This is a genomic window from Stenotrophomonas sp. 22692, assembly GCF_052045015.1.
In the GTDB taxonomy this organism is placed as follows: Bacteria; Pseudomonadota; Gammaproteobacteria; order Xanthomonadales; family Xanthomonadaceae; genus Stenotrophomonas; species Stenotrophomonas geniculata.
Genome location: NZ_JBQEMR010000060.1, coordinates 1 through 15,310, shown reverse-complemented (window position 1 = coordinate 15,310; position 15,310 = coordinate 1). Strand labels below are relative to the sequence as shown.

14 protein-coding genes are annotated in these 15,310 nt (G+C 66.3%); 3 read left to right on the top strand and 11 right to left on the bottom strand.

Going from position 1 to position 15,310, the window contains the following annotated elements; all coding sequences use genetic code 11:
• Nucleotides 1-5: 5 nt before the first annotated feature.
• Both smeE and smeD read right to left on the bottom strand, forming a co-directional pair.
• Entirely contained in the window at nt 6-3,128 is a 3,123-nt protein-coding gene (gene smeE / locus ACTJJM_RS20550) for a multidrug efflux RND transporter permease subunit SmeE (RefSeq protein WP_049452840.1), read from the bottom strand.
• 12 nt (nt 3,129-3,140) lie between these two features.
• Nucleotides 3,141-4,325, bottom strand: coding sequence for a multidrug efflux RND transporter periplasmic adaptor subunit SmeD (smeD, locus tag ACTJJM_RS20545; RefSeq protein WP_049413310.1), 1,185 nt, complete (start codon nt 4,323-4,325; stop codon nt 3,141-3,143).
• A gap of 209 nt (nt 4,326-4,534) precedes the next feature.
• On the opposite strand from smeD, the gene smeT reads away from it, so the two are divergent.
• A complete protein-coding gene (gene smeT, locus ACTJJM_RS20540; protein WP_235650880.1) occupies nt 4,535-5,194 on the top strand; it encodes an efflux transporter SmeDEF transcriptional repressor SmeT in 660 nt (219 codons plus the stop codon).
• 45 nt (nt 5,195-5,239) lie between these two features.
• Nucleotides 5,240-6,232: a Gfo/Idh/MocA family protein gene (locus tag ACTJJM_RS20535; RefSeq protein WP_043401018.1), complete on the top strand. Its 993-nt coding sequence runs from the start codon at nt 5,240-5,242 to the stop codon at nt 6,230-6,232.
• A gap of 54 nt (nt 6,233-6,286) precedes the next feature.
• On the opposite strand, the gene hslU is transcribed toward ACTJJM_RS20535, so the two are convergent.
• The 9 genes from hslU to ACTJJM_RS20490 form a co-directional block, all read right to left on the bottom strand.
• Entirely contained in the window at nt 6,287-7,660 is a 1,374-nt protein-coding gene (gene hslU, locus ACTJJM_RS20530; protein WP_019337671.1) for an ATP-dependent protease ATPase subunit HslU, read from the bottom strand.
• Between the two features lie 60 nt (nt 7,661-7,720).
• Nucleotides 7,721-8,272 (bottom strand): ATP-dependent protease subunit HslV, encoded by a 552-nt coding sequence (gene hslV / locus ACTJJM_RS20525; protein ID WP_005411093.1) that lies wholly within the window; start codon nt 8,270-8,272, stop codon nt 7,721-7,723.
• Between the two features lie 74 nt (nt 8,273-8,346).
• The gene (locus ACTJJM_RS20520) at nt 8,347-8,547 is read right to left on the bottom strand and encodes a DUF3079 domain-containing protein (RefSeq protein WP_440865935.1); all 201 of its coding nucleotides are present in this window, start codon (nt 8,545-8,547) and stop codon (nt 8,347-8,349) included.
• A gap of 77 nt (nt 8,548-8,624) precedes the next feature.
• Complete coding sequence (gene xerC, locus ACTJJM_RS20515; RefSeq protein WP_049435918.1) at nt 8,625-9,515, bottom strand: tyrosine recombinase XerC; 891 nt, start codon at nt 9,513-9,515, stop codon at nt 8,625-8,627.
• Between the two features lie 13 nt (nt 9,516-9,528).
• The gene (locus ACTJJM_RS20510) at nt 9,529-10,203 is read right to left on the bottom strand and encodes a DUF484 family protein (RefSeq protein WP_010481384.1); all 675 of its coding nucleotides are present in this window, start codon (nt 10,201-10,203) and stop codon (nt 9,529-9,531) included.
• Complete coding sequence (dapF, locus tag ACTJJM_RS20505) at nt 10,200-11,051, bottom strand: diaminopimelate epimerase (protein ID WP_043401027.1); 852 nt, start codon at nt 11,049-11,051, stop codon at nt 10,200-10,202. Before dapF ends, ACTJJM_RS20510 begins: the two co-directional genes overlap by 4 nt.
• The gene (gene lptM / locus ACTJJM_RS20500; protein WP_019337667.1) at nt 11,044-11,316 is read right to left on the bottom strand and encodes an LPS translocon maturation chaperone LptM; all 273 of its coding nucleotides are present in this window, start codon (nt 11,314-11,316) and stop codon (nt 11,044-11,046) included. Before lptM ends, dapF begins: the two co-directional genes overlap by 8 nt.
• A gap of 82 nt (nt 11,317-11,398) precedes the next feature.
• Nucleotides 11,399-11,824 carry a YbaN family protein gene (locus ACTJJM_RS20495; RefSeq protein ID WP_235652188.1) on the bottom strand — a complete coding sequence of 142 codons (426 nt, stop codon included), beginning with the start codon at nt 11,822-11,824 and terminating at the stop codon, nt 11,399-11,401.
• A 54-nt stretch (nt 11,825-11,878) separates the two neighbouring features.
• Entirely contained in the window at nt 11,879-13,990 is a 2,112-nt protein-coding gene (locus ACTJJM_RS20490) for a S9 family peptidase (protein ID WP_440865934.1), read from the bottom strand.
• 143 nt (nt 13,991-14,133) lie between these two features.
• Here ACTJJM_RS20490 and ACTJJM_RS20485 point away from each other — a divergent pair.
• Nucleotides 14,134-15,310 (top strand): pyridoxal phosphate-dependent aminotransferase (locus ACTJJM_RS20485; RefSeq protein ID WP_440865933.1); only part of this gene is annotated, 1,177 nt, incomplete at its 3' end.

Below are 15,310 nucleotides of genomic sequence, written 5' to 3'. Positions count from 1 at the left end.
TTTCATCACTCGGCGGTCTTGCGCTTGAACAGGCGCTGCACCACCACGAAGAACAGCGGCACGAAGAACACACCGAGCACGGTGCCGACGATCATGCCGCCGAGCACGCCGGTACCGATCGCCTGCTTGGCGCCGGAACCGGCACCGGTGGAGACCGCCAGCGGTACCACGCCCATGCCGAAGGCCAGCGAGGTCATCACGATCGGACGCAAGCGGTCGCGCACGGCGTGCATGATCGACTCGATCAGGCTGGCGCCCTTCTCCAGGTTCTCCTTGGCGAACTCGACGATCAGGATCGCGTTCTTGCTGGTCAGGCCCACCGTGGTCAGCATCGCCACCTGGAAGTAGATGTCGCGTTCCAGGCCCTTGAAGGTGTTGGCCAGCACGGCGCCGAGGATACCCAGCGGGGCCGCCAGCAGCACCGCGGTCGGCACGCTCCAGCTTTCGTACATCGCGGCCAGGCACAGGAACACGATCATCAGCGACAGCGTGTACAGCAGCGGCGTCTGCGAGCCGGCCTGGCGTTCCTGGTAGGACATCGCCGTCCACTCGATGCCGAAGCCCGCCGGCAGCTGCTTGGCCAACTGTTCGATCTCGGCCATGGCGTCACCGGAGGCCACACCCGGGGCCGGTTCGCCCTGGATTTCCATTGCCGACACGCCGTTGTAGCGCTCCAGGCGCGGCGAGCCGTAGTCCCAGTGCTTGGTGGCGAACGCGCTGAACGGCACCATCTCGCCCTTGTCGTTCTTCACGGACCAGAGGTCGAAGTCTTCCGGGACCATGCGGAACGGCTGGTCAGCCTGCACGAACACGCGCTTGACGCGGCCGCGATCGACGAAGTCATCGATGTACGAGCTGCCCCACGCGGCAGCCAGGGTGCCGTTGATCTGGTCGATCGACAGCCCCAGCGAGGTCGCCTTGGCCGCATCGATGTCGATGCGGAACTGCGGCGTGTCTTCCTGGCCGTTCGGGCGCACGTTGGCCAGTTTCTTGCTGCCGGCGGCGAGGCCGAGCAGCTGGTTGCGCGCGGCCACCAGTGCCTCGTGGCCCTGGCCGCTGTTGTCCTTCAGGAAGAAGGTGTAGCCCGAAGCGGTACCCAGCTCCGGGATGGCCGGCGGCGGGAAGGCGAAGATGAAGGCATCCTTGATCTGGCCCAGGGCCGCCATCGCGCGACCGGTGATCGGCATCACGCCATTGTTGGCGTCACGCTCGCTCCAGTCCTTCAGCTTGACGAATGCCATGCCCGCGTTCTGGCCCATGCCGGCGAAGCTGAAGCCCTGCACCGAGAACACCGAGTCCACCGCATCCTTCTCGTTCTGCAGGAAGTGGTTTTCCAGTGCCGCGATCGATTCCAGCGTACGTTCCTGGGTGGCACCCACCGGCGCCTGCACCAGCGCCATCAGCACGCCCTGGTCTTCGTTGGGCAGGAACGAACTGGGCAGGCGCACGAACAGCACGCCCATCAGCACGAACAGCGCCGCAACGATGCCCATGAAGCGCCACGGACGATGGATGATGCCGCGCACGCCACGCTGGTAGCTTTCGCTGGTGCGGTCGAAACCGCGGTTGAAGCCGTTGAAGAAACGACCGGCCAGGCCGCGATGGGCAACATGGTGCTCGCCCTTCTTCAGCGGCTTGAGCATGGTCGCGCACAACGCCGGGGTCAGCACGATCGCGACCAGCACCGACAATGCCATCGCCGAGACGATCGTGGCCGAGAACTGGCGGTAGATCACGCCGGTGGAACCGCTCATGAAGGCCATCGGCACGAACACTGCCGACAGCACCAGGCCGATGCCGACCAGCGCGCCGGTGATCTGGCCCATCGACTTGCGGGTGGCCTCGAGCGGCGACAGTCCCTCTTCGGACATGATGCGCTCGACGTTTTCCACCACCACGATGGCATCGTCCACCAGCAGGCCGATCGCCAGCACCATCGCGAACATGGTCAGCATGTTCACCGAGAAGCCCAGCATCGCCAGCACGCCGAAGGTACCCAGCAGCACCACCGGCACGGCGATGGTCGGGATCAGGGTGGCGCGGAAGTTCTGCAGGAACAGGTACATCACCACGAACACCAGCACGATCGCTTCGATCAGGGTCTGCACGACGCCCTTGATCGACACACGCACGAACGGCGTGGTGTCGTACGGGATCTCGGCTTTCAGCCCGGCCGGGAAGAAGCTCTTCATGTCCTCCAGCGCGGCATCCACGCCGGCGGCGGTATCCAGCGCGTTGGCGCCGGTGGCCAGGGTGACCGCCAGGCCGCTGGCCGGCTGGCCGTTGTAGCGGGTGACGAAGTCGTACGATTCCGCACCCAGCTCGACGCGGGCGACATCACCCAGGCGCAGCTCGGCACCGTCCTGCGCACCGCGCACGATGATGTTGCGGAACTGTTCCGGGGTCTGCAGACGCGACTGCGCGTTGATGGTGGCGTTGAGCTGCTGGCCCTTGATCGACGGCGCACCGCCGAGCTGGCCGATGGCGACCTGGGCGTTCTGTGCCTTGATCGCTGCGGTCACTTCGGCGACCGACAGGCCATAGGTATGCAGCTTGTTCGGGTCCAGCCAGATGCGCATGGCGTACTTGCCACCGAACACCTGGATGTTGCCCACGCCCGGCACGCGGCTCAGGCGGTCGACGACATTGGAACCGACGTAGTCGGCGATGTCGTTGGCGTCCATGCTGCCGTCCTCGGACACGAACGCGATGACGTTCAGGAAGCCCGAACTGGACTTGGCCACGTTGATGCCCTGCCGCTGCACTTCCTGCGGCAGCAGCGGCATGGCCAGCTGCAGCTTGTTCTGCACCTGCACCTGGGCGATGTCCGGGTTGGTGCCGCTCTCGAAGGTCAGGGTGATGGTGGCCTGGCCGTTGGACGAGCTGTTGGAGGAAAAGTAGATCAGGCCATCAAGGCCCTTCATGTTCTGCTCGATGATCTGCGTCACCGAGTCCTCGACCACCTTGGCCGATGCACCCGGGTAGGTGGCGCTGATTTCCACCGCCGGCGGTGCGACGTTGGGGTACATCGAGACCGGCAGCTTGAACAGGGCCAGGCCGCCGGCGAGCATGATGATGATGGCGATCACCCATGCAAAGATGGGTCGATCGATGAAAAAGCGTGCCATGGGGTTCTCCGCTTACTTCGCGTCGCCGGCCGGAGCGGCAGGCTGGGCGGCGGCGGCCGGCTTGGCCGGAGCAGCGCCCTTCTCGGTGGCCTTGACCGGCATGCCGGGGCCGATCTTCTGCAGGCCTTCGACGATGACCTTGTCGCCGGCCTTCAGACCGTCCTCGACCAGCCACTTGTCGCCAACCGTGCGGCTGACCTTGACCGGGCGCACTTCGACCTTGTTGTCCTTGTCGACCACCATCGCGGAGGTGTCACCCTTCGGATCGCGGGCGATGCCGGCCATCGGTACCAGCACCGCATCGCTGCGCACGCCGCCGCCGATCACTGCGCGCACGTACATGCCCGGCATCAGCAGGCCGTCCGGGTTGTCCACCTTCACGCGCAGGCCGAAGCTGCCGGTGGCCGGATCGACGCTGACTTCGGAGAACTCCAGCGTGCCCTTGTGCTCGAAGGTGCTGCCGTCTTCCATCAGGATGCTGACCGGCAGCGTCTGGTTGTCCTGCAGGCGGCCGGCGGCCAGTTCGCGGCGCAGCTGCAGCAGCTCGGCCGAGGACTGGGTCAGGTCGACATAGATCGGATCCAGCTGCTGCACGGTGGCCAGCGCATTGGCCTGGCCGGCGTTGACCAGCGCACCCTGGGTGACGCTGGACTTGCCGATGCGGCCGCTGATCGGCGCGGTGATACGGGCGTAGCCGAGGGTGACGTTGGCCGCATCCAGCGATGCCTTGGCGGCGCCGACGTCGGCCTCGGCCTGCTTCTGCGCGGCCACGGCGTTCTCCAGATCCTGCTGGCTGACCGCGTCGACCTTGGCCAGCTCGGTGATGCGCTTGGCGCTCAGGCGGGCGGCATTGGCGGTGGCTTCTGCGCGGGCCAGCTGGGCACGGGCATTGTTGGCCTGGGCGCGGTAGCTGGCGTCGTCGAGCTGGTACAGCGGCTCGCCGGCCTTGACCATGCCACCTTCCGTGAACAGGCGCTTGGCGACGATGCCATTGACCTGCGGGCGCACTTCGGCGACCAGGAAGGCATTGGTACGGCCCGGCAGTTCGCGGGTCAGGCCCACGGTCTCGGACTTCAGCGTGACCACGGTGACGTCACCGGGGCCCTGTTCGGGGGCCTGGGGTTGGCCGCCGCAGGCAGCCACGGTCGCGGCGATGGCCAGCGACAGCGCGATGGGTCGGATTCGGCTCAGCAACATGACGGAAAGGCTCTCAGGGGAAGGAATCTCAAAACGCGCTGATACAGGCCGAAAGCGCCAGCAGGCAACGCTCACCGGCGGGGAGAAGCAGCCGGCAACGGCCTGCCACGCACACGGTGGGAATGATGGGACGGAAATATACATACATGCGTGTTTGTTTGTAAACAGGTACAATTCAGCCACGTTTCACCCGCACTCGTACCCTACCCATGGCCCGCAAGACCAAAGAGGACACCCAGGCAACCCGGGAAGGCATCCTTGACGCCGCCGAAGCCTGTTTCCATGAACACGGCGTGGCCCGTACCACGCTGGAGATGATCGGCGCCCGCGCCGGCTATACCCGTGGCGCGGTCTACTGGCACTTCAAGAACAAGAGCGAGGTGCTGGCCGCCATCGTCGAGCGCGTGCACCTGCCCTTCATGCAGGAACTGGAACGCACCTCCACCGAGCAGCGCGACACGCCGGTACACGACCTGCGCGCGGTGATGATCCACTCGTTCATCGAGCTGTCCGAGGATGAGCGCCTGCGCAAGACCATGGAGATCATGCTGCGCAGCGATGCCTCGGCCGACACCAAGGTGCTGACCGAAATGCAGCAGGCCGGATTCCGCGATGCGCTGGACCGGATGGAGCGTGCGCTTCGCCGGTCCCGGGACCTGGGCCAGCTGCGCGAAGGAGCGGACCCGAAGATCGCCGCGCGCATGCTGCACGCCACCGTACTGGGCGTGCTGCACGGCGCGATGGTCGAACCGGAACTGATGGACCTCAAGCGCGACGGCATGCTCGCGCTGGACATGACTCTGGCCGCCTACGTGAAGGATGGCGTGTTCGTGCCCGGAACGGTGCCCGAGCCGTTGCCGGACGCGTGAGCGGCGCTGCTGCCACCACCGCCGTACCCATCTGAGGACAGACCCATGATCCTGGACAATGTGGTGTGGGGCTTCATCGGCTGCGGCAGTGTCACCGAGAAGAAGAGCGGCCCGGCCCTGGCCAGCACACCCGGATCACGGGTTGCAGCGGTCATGCGCCGCAATGCGGCGTTGGCCGAGGATTACGCGAGGCGCCATGCCATTCCCCGTTGGTACGCGGACGCTGATGCGCTCATCGCCGATCCGGAAGTGAACGCGGTGTACGTCGCAACGCCCCCCTCGACGCACATGCAGTACGCGCTGCAGGCGATCGCCGCGGGCAAGCCGGTCTACATCGAAAAGCCGATGGCCATGGATCACGCCGAATGCGAACGCGTACTGGAGGCCAGCGCACGCCGCGGCGTGCCGGTGTTCGTGGCCTATTACCGCCGCGCCCTGCCCCGCTTCGCACAGGTGAAACAGCTGCTGGACAGCGGCGCGATCGGTACGCCGCGCAGCGTGCGCGCCACCCTGCACCGGCCGCATTCGGCGAATGCCGCCTCGCCGGACTTCTGGCGGACCCATCCGGCGATCGCCGGCGGCGGGCTGTTCGTCGATCTGGGCTCGCATACCCTGGACCTGCTCGACCATCTCCTGGGGCCGCTGAGCGATGTGCGTGGCCTGGCCAGTTCGTTGACCGGCGCCTACGCCGCCGAGGACAGCGTCTCGATGTGCTTCCGCACCGGAATGGGCGCGCATGGCATCGCGCAGTGGAGCTTCTGCGCCTTCCGCCGCCAGGATGAGATCGAGATCACCGGCGACCGCGGGCAGCTGCGCTTTGCCACCTTCGAGGACGTTCCGGTGGTTCTGGAGACCGAAGCGGGCGTGCAGGCGTTCGATATCCCGAACCCGCCAGCGGTCCAGCAGCCGTTGATCGCCTCCCTCGTGGACGAACTGCGTGGCAACGGCTGTTCACCGTCGACCGGCATCAGCGCTGCGCGCACCAGTGCGGTGATCGACCAGGTACTGCAGGCCTACCGCGCCCGGCACCCGCACTGACCGCCAACAAAAAGGCCGCCTTTCGGCGGCCCCATAGCTTTGCAGAGCCGGGCATTACAGGATGTAGCGGCTCAGGTCCGGATCCTGCACCAGCTCGCCCAGGTGTGCATCGACATAAGCACTGTCGATGGCCAGGGTTTCGCCGTCGCGGTCCGGTGCCTCGTAGCTGAGCGAATCCAACAGGCGTTCCAGCACGGTATGCAGGCGGCGGGCACCGATGTTCTCCTGGCGCTCGTTCACCTGGAAGGCGATCTCGGCCAGGCGATCAATGGCGTCGGCAGTGAAGCTGACCTTGACGCCCTCGGTGGCCAGCAGCGCTTCGTACTGCTTGGTCAGCGCGGCCTTCGGCTCGGTCAGGATGCGCACGAAATCGTTCTTGCTCAGCGCCCCCAGTTCCACGCGGATCGGGAAACGACCCTGCAGCTCCGGAATCAGGTCGCTGGGCTTGGCCAGGTGGAACGCACCGGAGGCGATGAACAGGATGTGGTCGGTCTTGATCGTGCCGTACTTGGTGGACACGTTGGAGCCTTCCACCAGCGGCAGCAGGTCGCGCTGCACGCCTTCGCGGGAGACATCGCCACCGCCCACGTTATCACCCCGCTTGGCGACCTTGTCGATCTCGTCGATGAAGACGATGCCGTGCTGCTCACAGGCCTCGATCGCCGCCGTGCGGATATCGTCTTCGTTGACCAGCTTGCCGGCCTCTTCTTCCACCAGCAGCGGACGCGCGGCCTTGATGGTCAGCGTGCGCTTGTGCGCCTTGGCGCCGCCGCCCAGATTGGCGAACATCGACTTCAGCTGCTGGCCCATTTCCTCCATGCCCGGCGGGGTCATGATGTCCATGCTCACGTTCGCGGCCAGGTCGAGCTCGATCTCGCGCTCATCCAGCTCACCGTTGCGCAGCATCTTGCGGAACTTGATGCGGGTCTCGTTGTCCTGCGCCGACGGTTCGTTGCGGGCGACTTCCGGATCGAAACCGATGCCACCGCTGCGGCGCGGCAGCAGCGCATCGAGGATACGGTCTTCGGCGCGTTCTTCGGCCTGGGTACGCACGCGCACCTTGGCCTGTTCGCGGTACAGCTTCACGGCCGTATCGGCCAGGTCACGGATGATCTGCTCGACATCCTTGCCGACGTAGCCGACTTCGGTGAAGCGGGTGGCTTCAACCTTCACGAACGGTGCGTTGGCCAGCGTGGCCAGGCGGCGCGCGATTTCGGTCTTGCCGACGCCGGTCGGGCCGATCATCAGGATGTTCTTCGGCATCACTTCATTGCGCAGCTCCGGCACCAGCTGCATGCGGCGCCAGCGGTTGCGCAGGGCGATGGCCACGGCGCGCTTGGCGTCGTGCTGGCCCACGATGTGCCGGTCCAGTTCCTGCACGATCTCGCGCGGGGTCATGGTGGCGGAGGAAACTTCGATCTTCGACATGGATGTGCTCACGGATTCGTTGTCGGTAGCGCCGGGCCATGCCCGGCGGATCGGGAGGCCTTACAGCTCCTCGACCACCACGTTGCGGTTGGTGTAGATGCAGATGTCGCCGGCAATGCCAATGGCTTCGCTGGCGATGGTGCGCGCATCCAGTTCGGTGTGCGCCATCAGCGCGCGCGCGGCCGACAGCGCATAGGAACCGCCGGAACCGATGGCGATGATGCCGTCCTCCGGTTCGATCACATCGCCGGTGCCGCTGATGATCAGCGAGGTTTCCTTGTCGGCCACTGCCAGCAGGGCCTCGAGCTTGCCCAGGCGGCGCTCGGTGCGCCAATCCTTGGCCAGTTCGACCGCAGCGCGCTGCAGCTGGCCGTGCTTTTCCAGCTTGGCCTCGAACAGCTCGAACAGGGTGAAGGCATCGGCGGCGGCACCGGCGAAGCCGGCCAGCACCTGGCCATCACGACCGAGGCGGCGCACCTTGCGCGCGTTGCCCTTCATCACGGTGTGGCCCAGCGTGACCTGGCCGTCGCCGGCAATGGCCACGTGCTCGCCGCGACGGACGCAGACGATGGTGGTGGCGTGGAAAACGTTGGGATTCTGACTGGGGTCCATGCGGCCTCCGATAGCTGTTCCCGGGACATGGGGACAGCGCCGGGTGCGATCAAGCCTGTGCGGATGGCTGCCGTTCAGCGCTTGGCTTGCGAAGGCCGATCCGGATTGGGCTCGATGCCCCAGGCGATATACCAGTCTTCGCCCTGCGTCTCGATCGGATGCTGGGTGCGGCCGGAACCATTGCCGCAGGCCAGTGCGTCAGCTGCGCAGTAGCGGTCGCAGCCCAAGCAGATGCGCTCGGGATGCCTGGGATGCAGCGGAATGGGCTTCGCCATGGTGGCGGGTTCTTCGTGGCCTGCGGCCACGATGCGCCGGTAGCGCCCGCCCTGCCCTGATCCAGATCAAGGGCGGGCTATTCAGCCGTGTCGCCCTTGTTGCGGCGCTTGGCGCGCGGATGCGCGGCGTCGTAGACCTTGGCCAGATGCTGGAAGTCGAGGTGGGTGTAGATCTGGGTGGTAGCGATGTCGGCATGGCCGAGCAGCTCCTGCACGCCACGCAGGTCACCGGATGACTCCAGGATATGACTGGCGAAGCTGTGCCGCAGCATGTGCGGGTGCACGTGCTTGAACAGGCCCTGGCGCTGCGCCAGCTGGCGGATGCGGATCTGCACCGCGCGTTGGCTGATCGGCCCGTTGCGGCCGGGAAATACCGGCGAGGCCGGTCCACCGCCACTTTCCGCGCGCCACGCCTGCAGTGCTTCGCGCGCAGGCCTGCCGAACGGCACCCGCCGCTGGCGATTGCCCTTGCCCAGCACGCTGACCAGGCCGCTGTCGAAATCCAGATCGCGCCAGGTCAGCGCGCAGACTTCGCTCAGGCGCAGGCCGGAGGAATAGAACAGTTCCAGCAGCGCGCGATCACGGCGGCCCAGCTCGCCTTCCGGTTCCAGCTCGACCAGCTGCACGGCTTCGTCGGCGTCAAGCACCTGCGGCAACCGGCGCGGCGCACGCGGCGCCTTCAGCGTCGCCGCCGGACTGACCTCGATGCGCCCGTGCTTGAGCAGCCAGGCATAGAAGCTGCGGCAGGCGGACAAGCGGCGCTGCAGGCTCTTGGCCGACAGGCCGCGGCGATGCTCGTCGGCGACGAACTGGCGCACCGCGTCAGCATCAAGCGCCTCCACCGCTACACCACGTGGCTCGGCCCAGACCGACAGCGCATCCAGGTCGCGGCGGTAGGCATCAAGCGTATGCGCCGACATCCGCCGTTCCACCTGCAGGTGCTGCAGGAAGGCCTGTACCGCGCTCATCGTCGTGTCCTGCTCAGCCCGGGAAGCGCTTCAGGCCGGTGACCAGCGCATCGCCCATCATGCGCAGGAACAGCGTGCCCATGCCCGGATAGAAGCGGTTCGGGTCGTGGCTTCCGACCGCAATCAGGCCCACGCCCGGTAGCGGCAGCAGTGCGGTGGTCTGCACTTCCTCGCTGCGCACGCCATACAGCACGGCATTCTTTTCCGGCTGCAGGCGGCCGCAGATCGGCTCGCCATCCTTCAGGCAGTCGCGGAACGGGCCCAGCTGCGGATCATCGGCGGCAATCACCTGCAGCCAGTCGGCCTGCTCCAGCCCGGCCACCGGCCTGTGCACCACCAGCCGTACCAGGTCGCCGGCGAAATCTTCCTGCAGCGAGGCAGCCATAGCACGCAGGGTATCGGCGGCGTTGTCCTGCTTCATCAGCGCCAGGGTCAGCTGATGCGTGCGCACTGCCAGGCGTTCATTGATCTGGGCGGTTGCGCCCAGATCGGCCAACCGTCGTGCCAGCTCGCGGTTCTTCTCGCGCAGCACTTCCAGCTGGTAGCTGGCCAGCGACGCGGTCGGACCGTCATCACGCGGCACCACCAGGGTCAGGGCCAGGTCCGGGAACTGCTTGAGGAAGCCCGGATGACGCCGCAACCAGGCAGCGACTTCATGGGCCCCGAGCTTGTCGACGGTTTCGGTCATGCGATCCACTCCCCTTCGAAGACGAATGCGGTCGGGCCGGCCATCACCACCGGCTGGCCATCGCCTGGCCACTGGATGCGCAGGTCGCCACCGGGCAGGCTGATGCGCGCGTCACGCTGCAGGCGGCCACGCTGCATCAGGGTCACCGCAGCGGCACAGGCACCGCTGCCACAGGCCAGGGTTTCACCGACGCCGCGCTCATTCACACGCAGACGTGCATGCGCCGGGCCCATCACCTGTACGAAGCCCACGTTCACCGAGCGCGGGAACGACGCATGCTGCTGCAGCAGCGAACCGACGCGCTCGACCGGTGCGGCATCGATCAGGCCCACTTCAATCACCGCATGCGGATTGCCCATCGATACCGCAGCAAAGCGGACGCTCTCGCCCTGCAGCGGCAGCAGGTATTCCTCGCGCGCGTGGGCGAAGCCCATCAGCGGCACGTTGGCCGGCTCGAACGCGGGCACCCCCATGGTCACCGCGAACTGGCCCTCGCCCAGCATCTTCACTTCGTGGCTGGCCAACGGGCTGTCGATGACGAATGCACCGCCCTGCGCACTGCCCTCGCGCACCAGCCAGGCCGCGATGCAGCGCGCGCCGTTGCCGCACTGCTCGGAGTTGGAACCGTCGGCATTCCAGATGCGGTAGGACGCCACCGAGCCTTCCGCGCGCGGTGCTTCGATGGTCAGGATCTGATCGCAGCCGACGCCGGTGTGGCGGTCGGCCAGGCGCGCGGCCAGTTCAGGCGTGGGCGGCGCAGTGCCGTCACGCAGGTCGATCACTACGAAATCATTGCCCGCGCCATGCATCTTGCTGAAGCGCAGCGCCTTGGAACCGGCCTTACTCATTCCCGCCGCCCACCTTCTTCGCAGGCGCAGGCGCCGGTTGGGTGGTCGGTGCAGCCGGGTCCACGGTCGTGGCCGGCGTGCCGCTGCCCTGGGTCTCGGTCGGGGTCGCTTCGGTCGCGGGCTCGGCAACCGGTTCGACGGTTTCTTCCACCGGCACCGGCTTCTGCGGCAGTACCAGCGGGCCCTTGTTGCCGCAGGCGGCGAGGAACAGCAGCGAAGCCGCTGCCAGCGGAATCAGGATGGCGTTTCGATGGGGGGTCTTCATGCCCCGAGTATAGCCACTGGCGGCTGAGCGGTTGGTGCAGGGGATCGGGTTGCCGGCCAGCGGCCGGCACCACCGCAGGGGTTCAATCCGCGGGCGGCGGCAGCGGCCGGGTCCACAGCCAGATCGCCACCACGGTCATGCTGCCGATCGAGAACCACTTCACCCAGGCGATCGGCACGCACCACAACATGATGCCGGCGCATACCGCCATGGTGATCGTGGCCATCCACTTGCCGTAGCGGCTGACTGCACCATGCGCCTGCCAGTTGGCGATGGCCGGGCCAAAGCGTGGATGCTGCAGCAGCCAGCTGTGCAGGCGCTCGGAGCCGCGCGAGGCGGCCCACGCCGAGATCAGGATGAATACGGTGGTCGGCAGGCCCGGCACGAAGATCCCGACGATACCAGTACCGAGGCTGACGTACGCCAGCAGCCACCACGCCCAGCGGAAACGCACCACGCGCGGTGGCGCGGTGGCGTCGCGAGGGGCGGAAGGATCTGGCGTGCTCATGGCCGCAAGGATACCGGTTCAGGGTGCCAGGCAGTGCCCGGCCCCCTGTCGCCATCACGGCTGGGCGATGCCCAGCTGCTGCAGCACGAACGCATACGACTCGGACAGCTCGCGGTAACGCTGGAAGCGCCCCGACTTGCCGCCGTGGCCGGCTTCCATGTTGGTGCGGAACAGGATCGGGTAGGGGCCAGTGTTGTCGTCACGCAGCTTGGCTACCCACTTGGCCGGTTCCCAGTACTGCACCTGCGAATCCCACAGGCCGGTGCCCACGAACAGCGCCGGATAGGCCTGCTTCTTCACGTTGTCATAGGGCGAGTAGGACAGCATGTAGTCGTAGTACGGCTTCTGTTCCGGGTTGCCCCACTCGTCGTACTCGTTGGTGGTCAGCGGAATGGTCGGGTCGAGCATGGTGGTGACCACATCGACGAACGGCACCTGCGCCACCATCACCCGGTAATCCTGCGGGGCCTGGTTGGCCACCGCGCCCATCAGCAGGCCACCGGCACTGCCGCCGGATGCGGCGACGCGATCCTTCGCCGCCCAGCCCTGTGCCACCAGCCCTCGGGTGACGTCGATGAAGTCGTTGAAGGTGTTCTGCTTGTGCAGCAGCTTGCCGTTCTCGTACCAGTCGCGGCCCATTTCCTGGCCACCGCGGATGTGGGCGATGGCATACACCACGCCGCGGTCGAGCAGGCTCACCGCGGTCTGGTTGAAGTACGGGTCCATCGACATGCCGTAGCTGCCATAGGCGTACTGGAACAGCGCGCCCTTGCCATCCTTCTGGTAGCCCTTGCGGTAGACCAGCGACACCGGCACCTTCACGCCATCGCGCGCGGTGATCCAGACGCGATCGGTTTCGTACTTCGAGGCGTCATAGCCGATCACCGGCTGCACCTTCAGCTGGCGGCGCTCGCCGGTGGCGGTGTTCAGTTCGAACACCGTGGTCGGGGTGGTCATCGAGGTGTAGATGTAACGCAGCCACGGCGTATCGGCCTCGGTGTTGTCGCCCAGGCCCATCGAGTACGCCGGCTCGTCGGCCTTCACGTAGTCGCTGCGACCGTCCTCGAACAGCAGGCGGATGCGTTCCATGCCCTGCGAACGCTCGGCGATGGCGGTGTAGCCATCGAACAGTTCGAAGCCTTCGATGAACACCGCATCGTCATGCGCGATCCAGTCCTTCCACTGCGCGCGCGAGGTCGCATCGGTCGGTGCGGTGACCAGCTTGAAGTTCTTCGCACCATCGTTGGTACGGATCACCCAGCGGCCGTCGTAGTGATCGGCGTCGTACTCGACATCGCGCTGGCGCGGCGCCAGCACGGTGAAGGTGGTCGGGTCGCTGGCGGGTGCATAGCGCTCTTCCGAGGACACGGTGCTGTGCACGCCGATGGTGATGAAGCGATCGTCGCGGGTGCGGCCGATGCCCATGTAGAAGCTGTCGTCCTTCTCTTCGTAGACGACGGTGTCGGCGCTGGCCGGGGTACCCAGCACGTGCTTCTTCACGCGCACGGTCAGCAGTGTTTCCGGATCGTTCTCGACATACAGCACGGTGCGGTTGTCGTCGGCCCAGACCAGGTCGCCGGAGCTGCCGGTGATCACATCGGGCAACACCTTGCCGGTGGCCAGGTCCTTGAAGCGGATCGTGTACTGGCGGCGGCCCACATCATCATCGGCCCAGGCCAGCAGCTGGTTGTCCTGGCTGACCTCCATCGAGCCGACGCTGAAGTAGCCCTTGCCAGCGGCCATCGTGTTGACGTCCAGCAGGATCTCTTCGGCCGCGTCCATGCTGCCCTTGCGGCGCGCGTGGATGGGGTAGTCCTGGCCGGTCTCGAAACGGCTGTAGTACCAGTAGCCGCGCTCGCGCGCCGGCACGCTGGAATCGTCCTGCTTGATGCGGCCGACGATCTCCTTGTACAGGGTGTCTTCCAGCGGCTTCAGCGGTGCCAGCAGCTGGTCAGCGTAGGCATTCTCGGCCTGCAGGTAGGCCAGCATGTCCTTGTTCTCGCGCTTGTCGTCGCGCAGCCAGTAATAGTCATCGTTGCGGGTCGCGCCGAACGGCGCCTTGACCACATGCGGGTGCTTGGCGGCATCCGGCGGAACGGGCGGCGTGGCGGCGGTAGCGGTCGTGGTCATCAGGCTCGCAAGCAACAGGCAGAGAGTGGATTTCATGAGATAAGGCTCCAGGCGCATCAATGCAATGGTCTTCGGCGGGGTCAGATCCCTTTTCCCGAAAAGGGATCTGACCCCAATCCCTGCAATGCGGCAACCCTGCGGATCGTCATGGGTCATGCCGACCGGCGTACCATGGGCAGATGAGTACCCTGCCCCACACGCCGGGCTACAGCCGGCGCAGCCATGAAATCGCTCCGTTCCACGTGATGTCGCTGCTGGCCCGCGCACAGGCGCTGGAACAGGCCGGCCACGATGTGATCCACCTGGAAATCGGCGAACCGGACTTCACCACGGCCGAACCGGTCGTGCGTGCCGGCCAGGCCGCATTGGCCGCCGGCCATACCCGCTACACCGCCGCACGTGGCCTGCCGGCCCTGCGCCAGGCCATCAGTGGTTTCTATCGCAGCCACTACGGGCTGGACATCGATCCCGAACGCATCCTGGTCACCCCCGGCGGCTCCGGTGCGCTGCTGCTGGCCAGCAGCCTGCTGGTCGATCCTGGTCGCCACTGGCTGCTGGCCGACCCAGGTTATCCGTGCAACCGCCACTTCCTGCGCCTGGTGGAAGGCGGTGCGCAGCTGGTGCCGGTCGGGCCGGAAACCGCCTACCAGCTGACTCCATCGCTGGTGGAACAACACTGGAACGCCGACAGCGTCGGCGCGCTGGTCGCCTCGCCGGCCAACCCGACCGGCACCGTGCTTTCCGCCGACGAACTGTCAGCCCTGTCGCAGACCCTGCACGCGCGGGGCGGCCACCTGGTGGTGGACGAGATCTATCACGGCCTGACCTACGGCCTGGATGCGCCCAGCGTGCTGCAGGTGGATGACAGCGCGTTCGTGCTGAACAGTTTTTCCAAGTACTTCGGCATGACCGGCTGGCGGCTGGGCTGGCTGGTGGCACCGCCGGCGGCCGTGCCCGATCTGGAGAAGCTGGCACAGAACCTGTACATCAGCGCGTCGAGCATCGCTCAGCATGCCGCCCTCGCCTGTTTCAGCGAGGAATCGATGGCGATCTTCGAGCAACGCCGCGAGGCGTTCCGCCAGCGCCGCGATTTCCTGCTGCCTGCACTGCGCGAACTGGGCTTCCGCATCGAAGTCGAGCCGCAGGGTGCGTTCTACCTGTACGCCGATGTGAGCGCATTCACCGACGACGCGCAGGCGTTCTGCGCGCACTTCCTGGAAACCGAGCACGTGGCATTCACCCCCGGGCTGGATTTCGGCTTCCATCGCGCCAACCAGCATGTGCGCCTGGCCTATACCCAGGAAGTGCCGCGGTTGCAGGAAGCGGTGGACCGTATCGCGCGTGGATTGAAACATT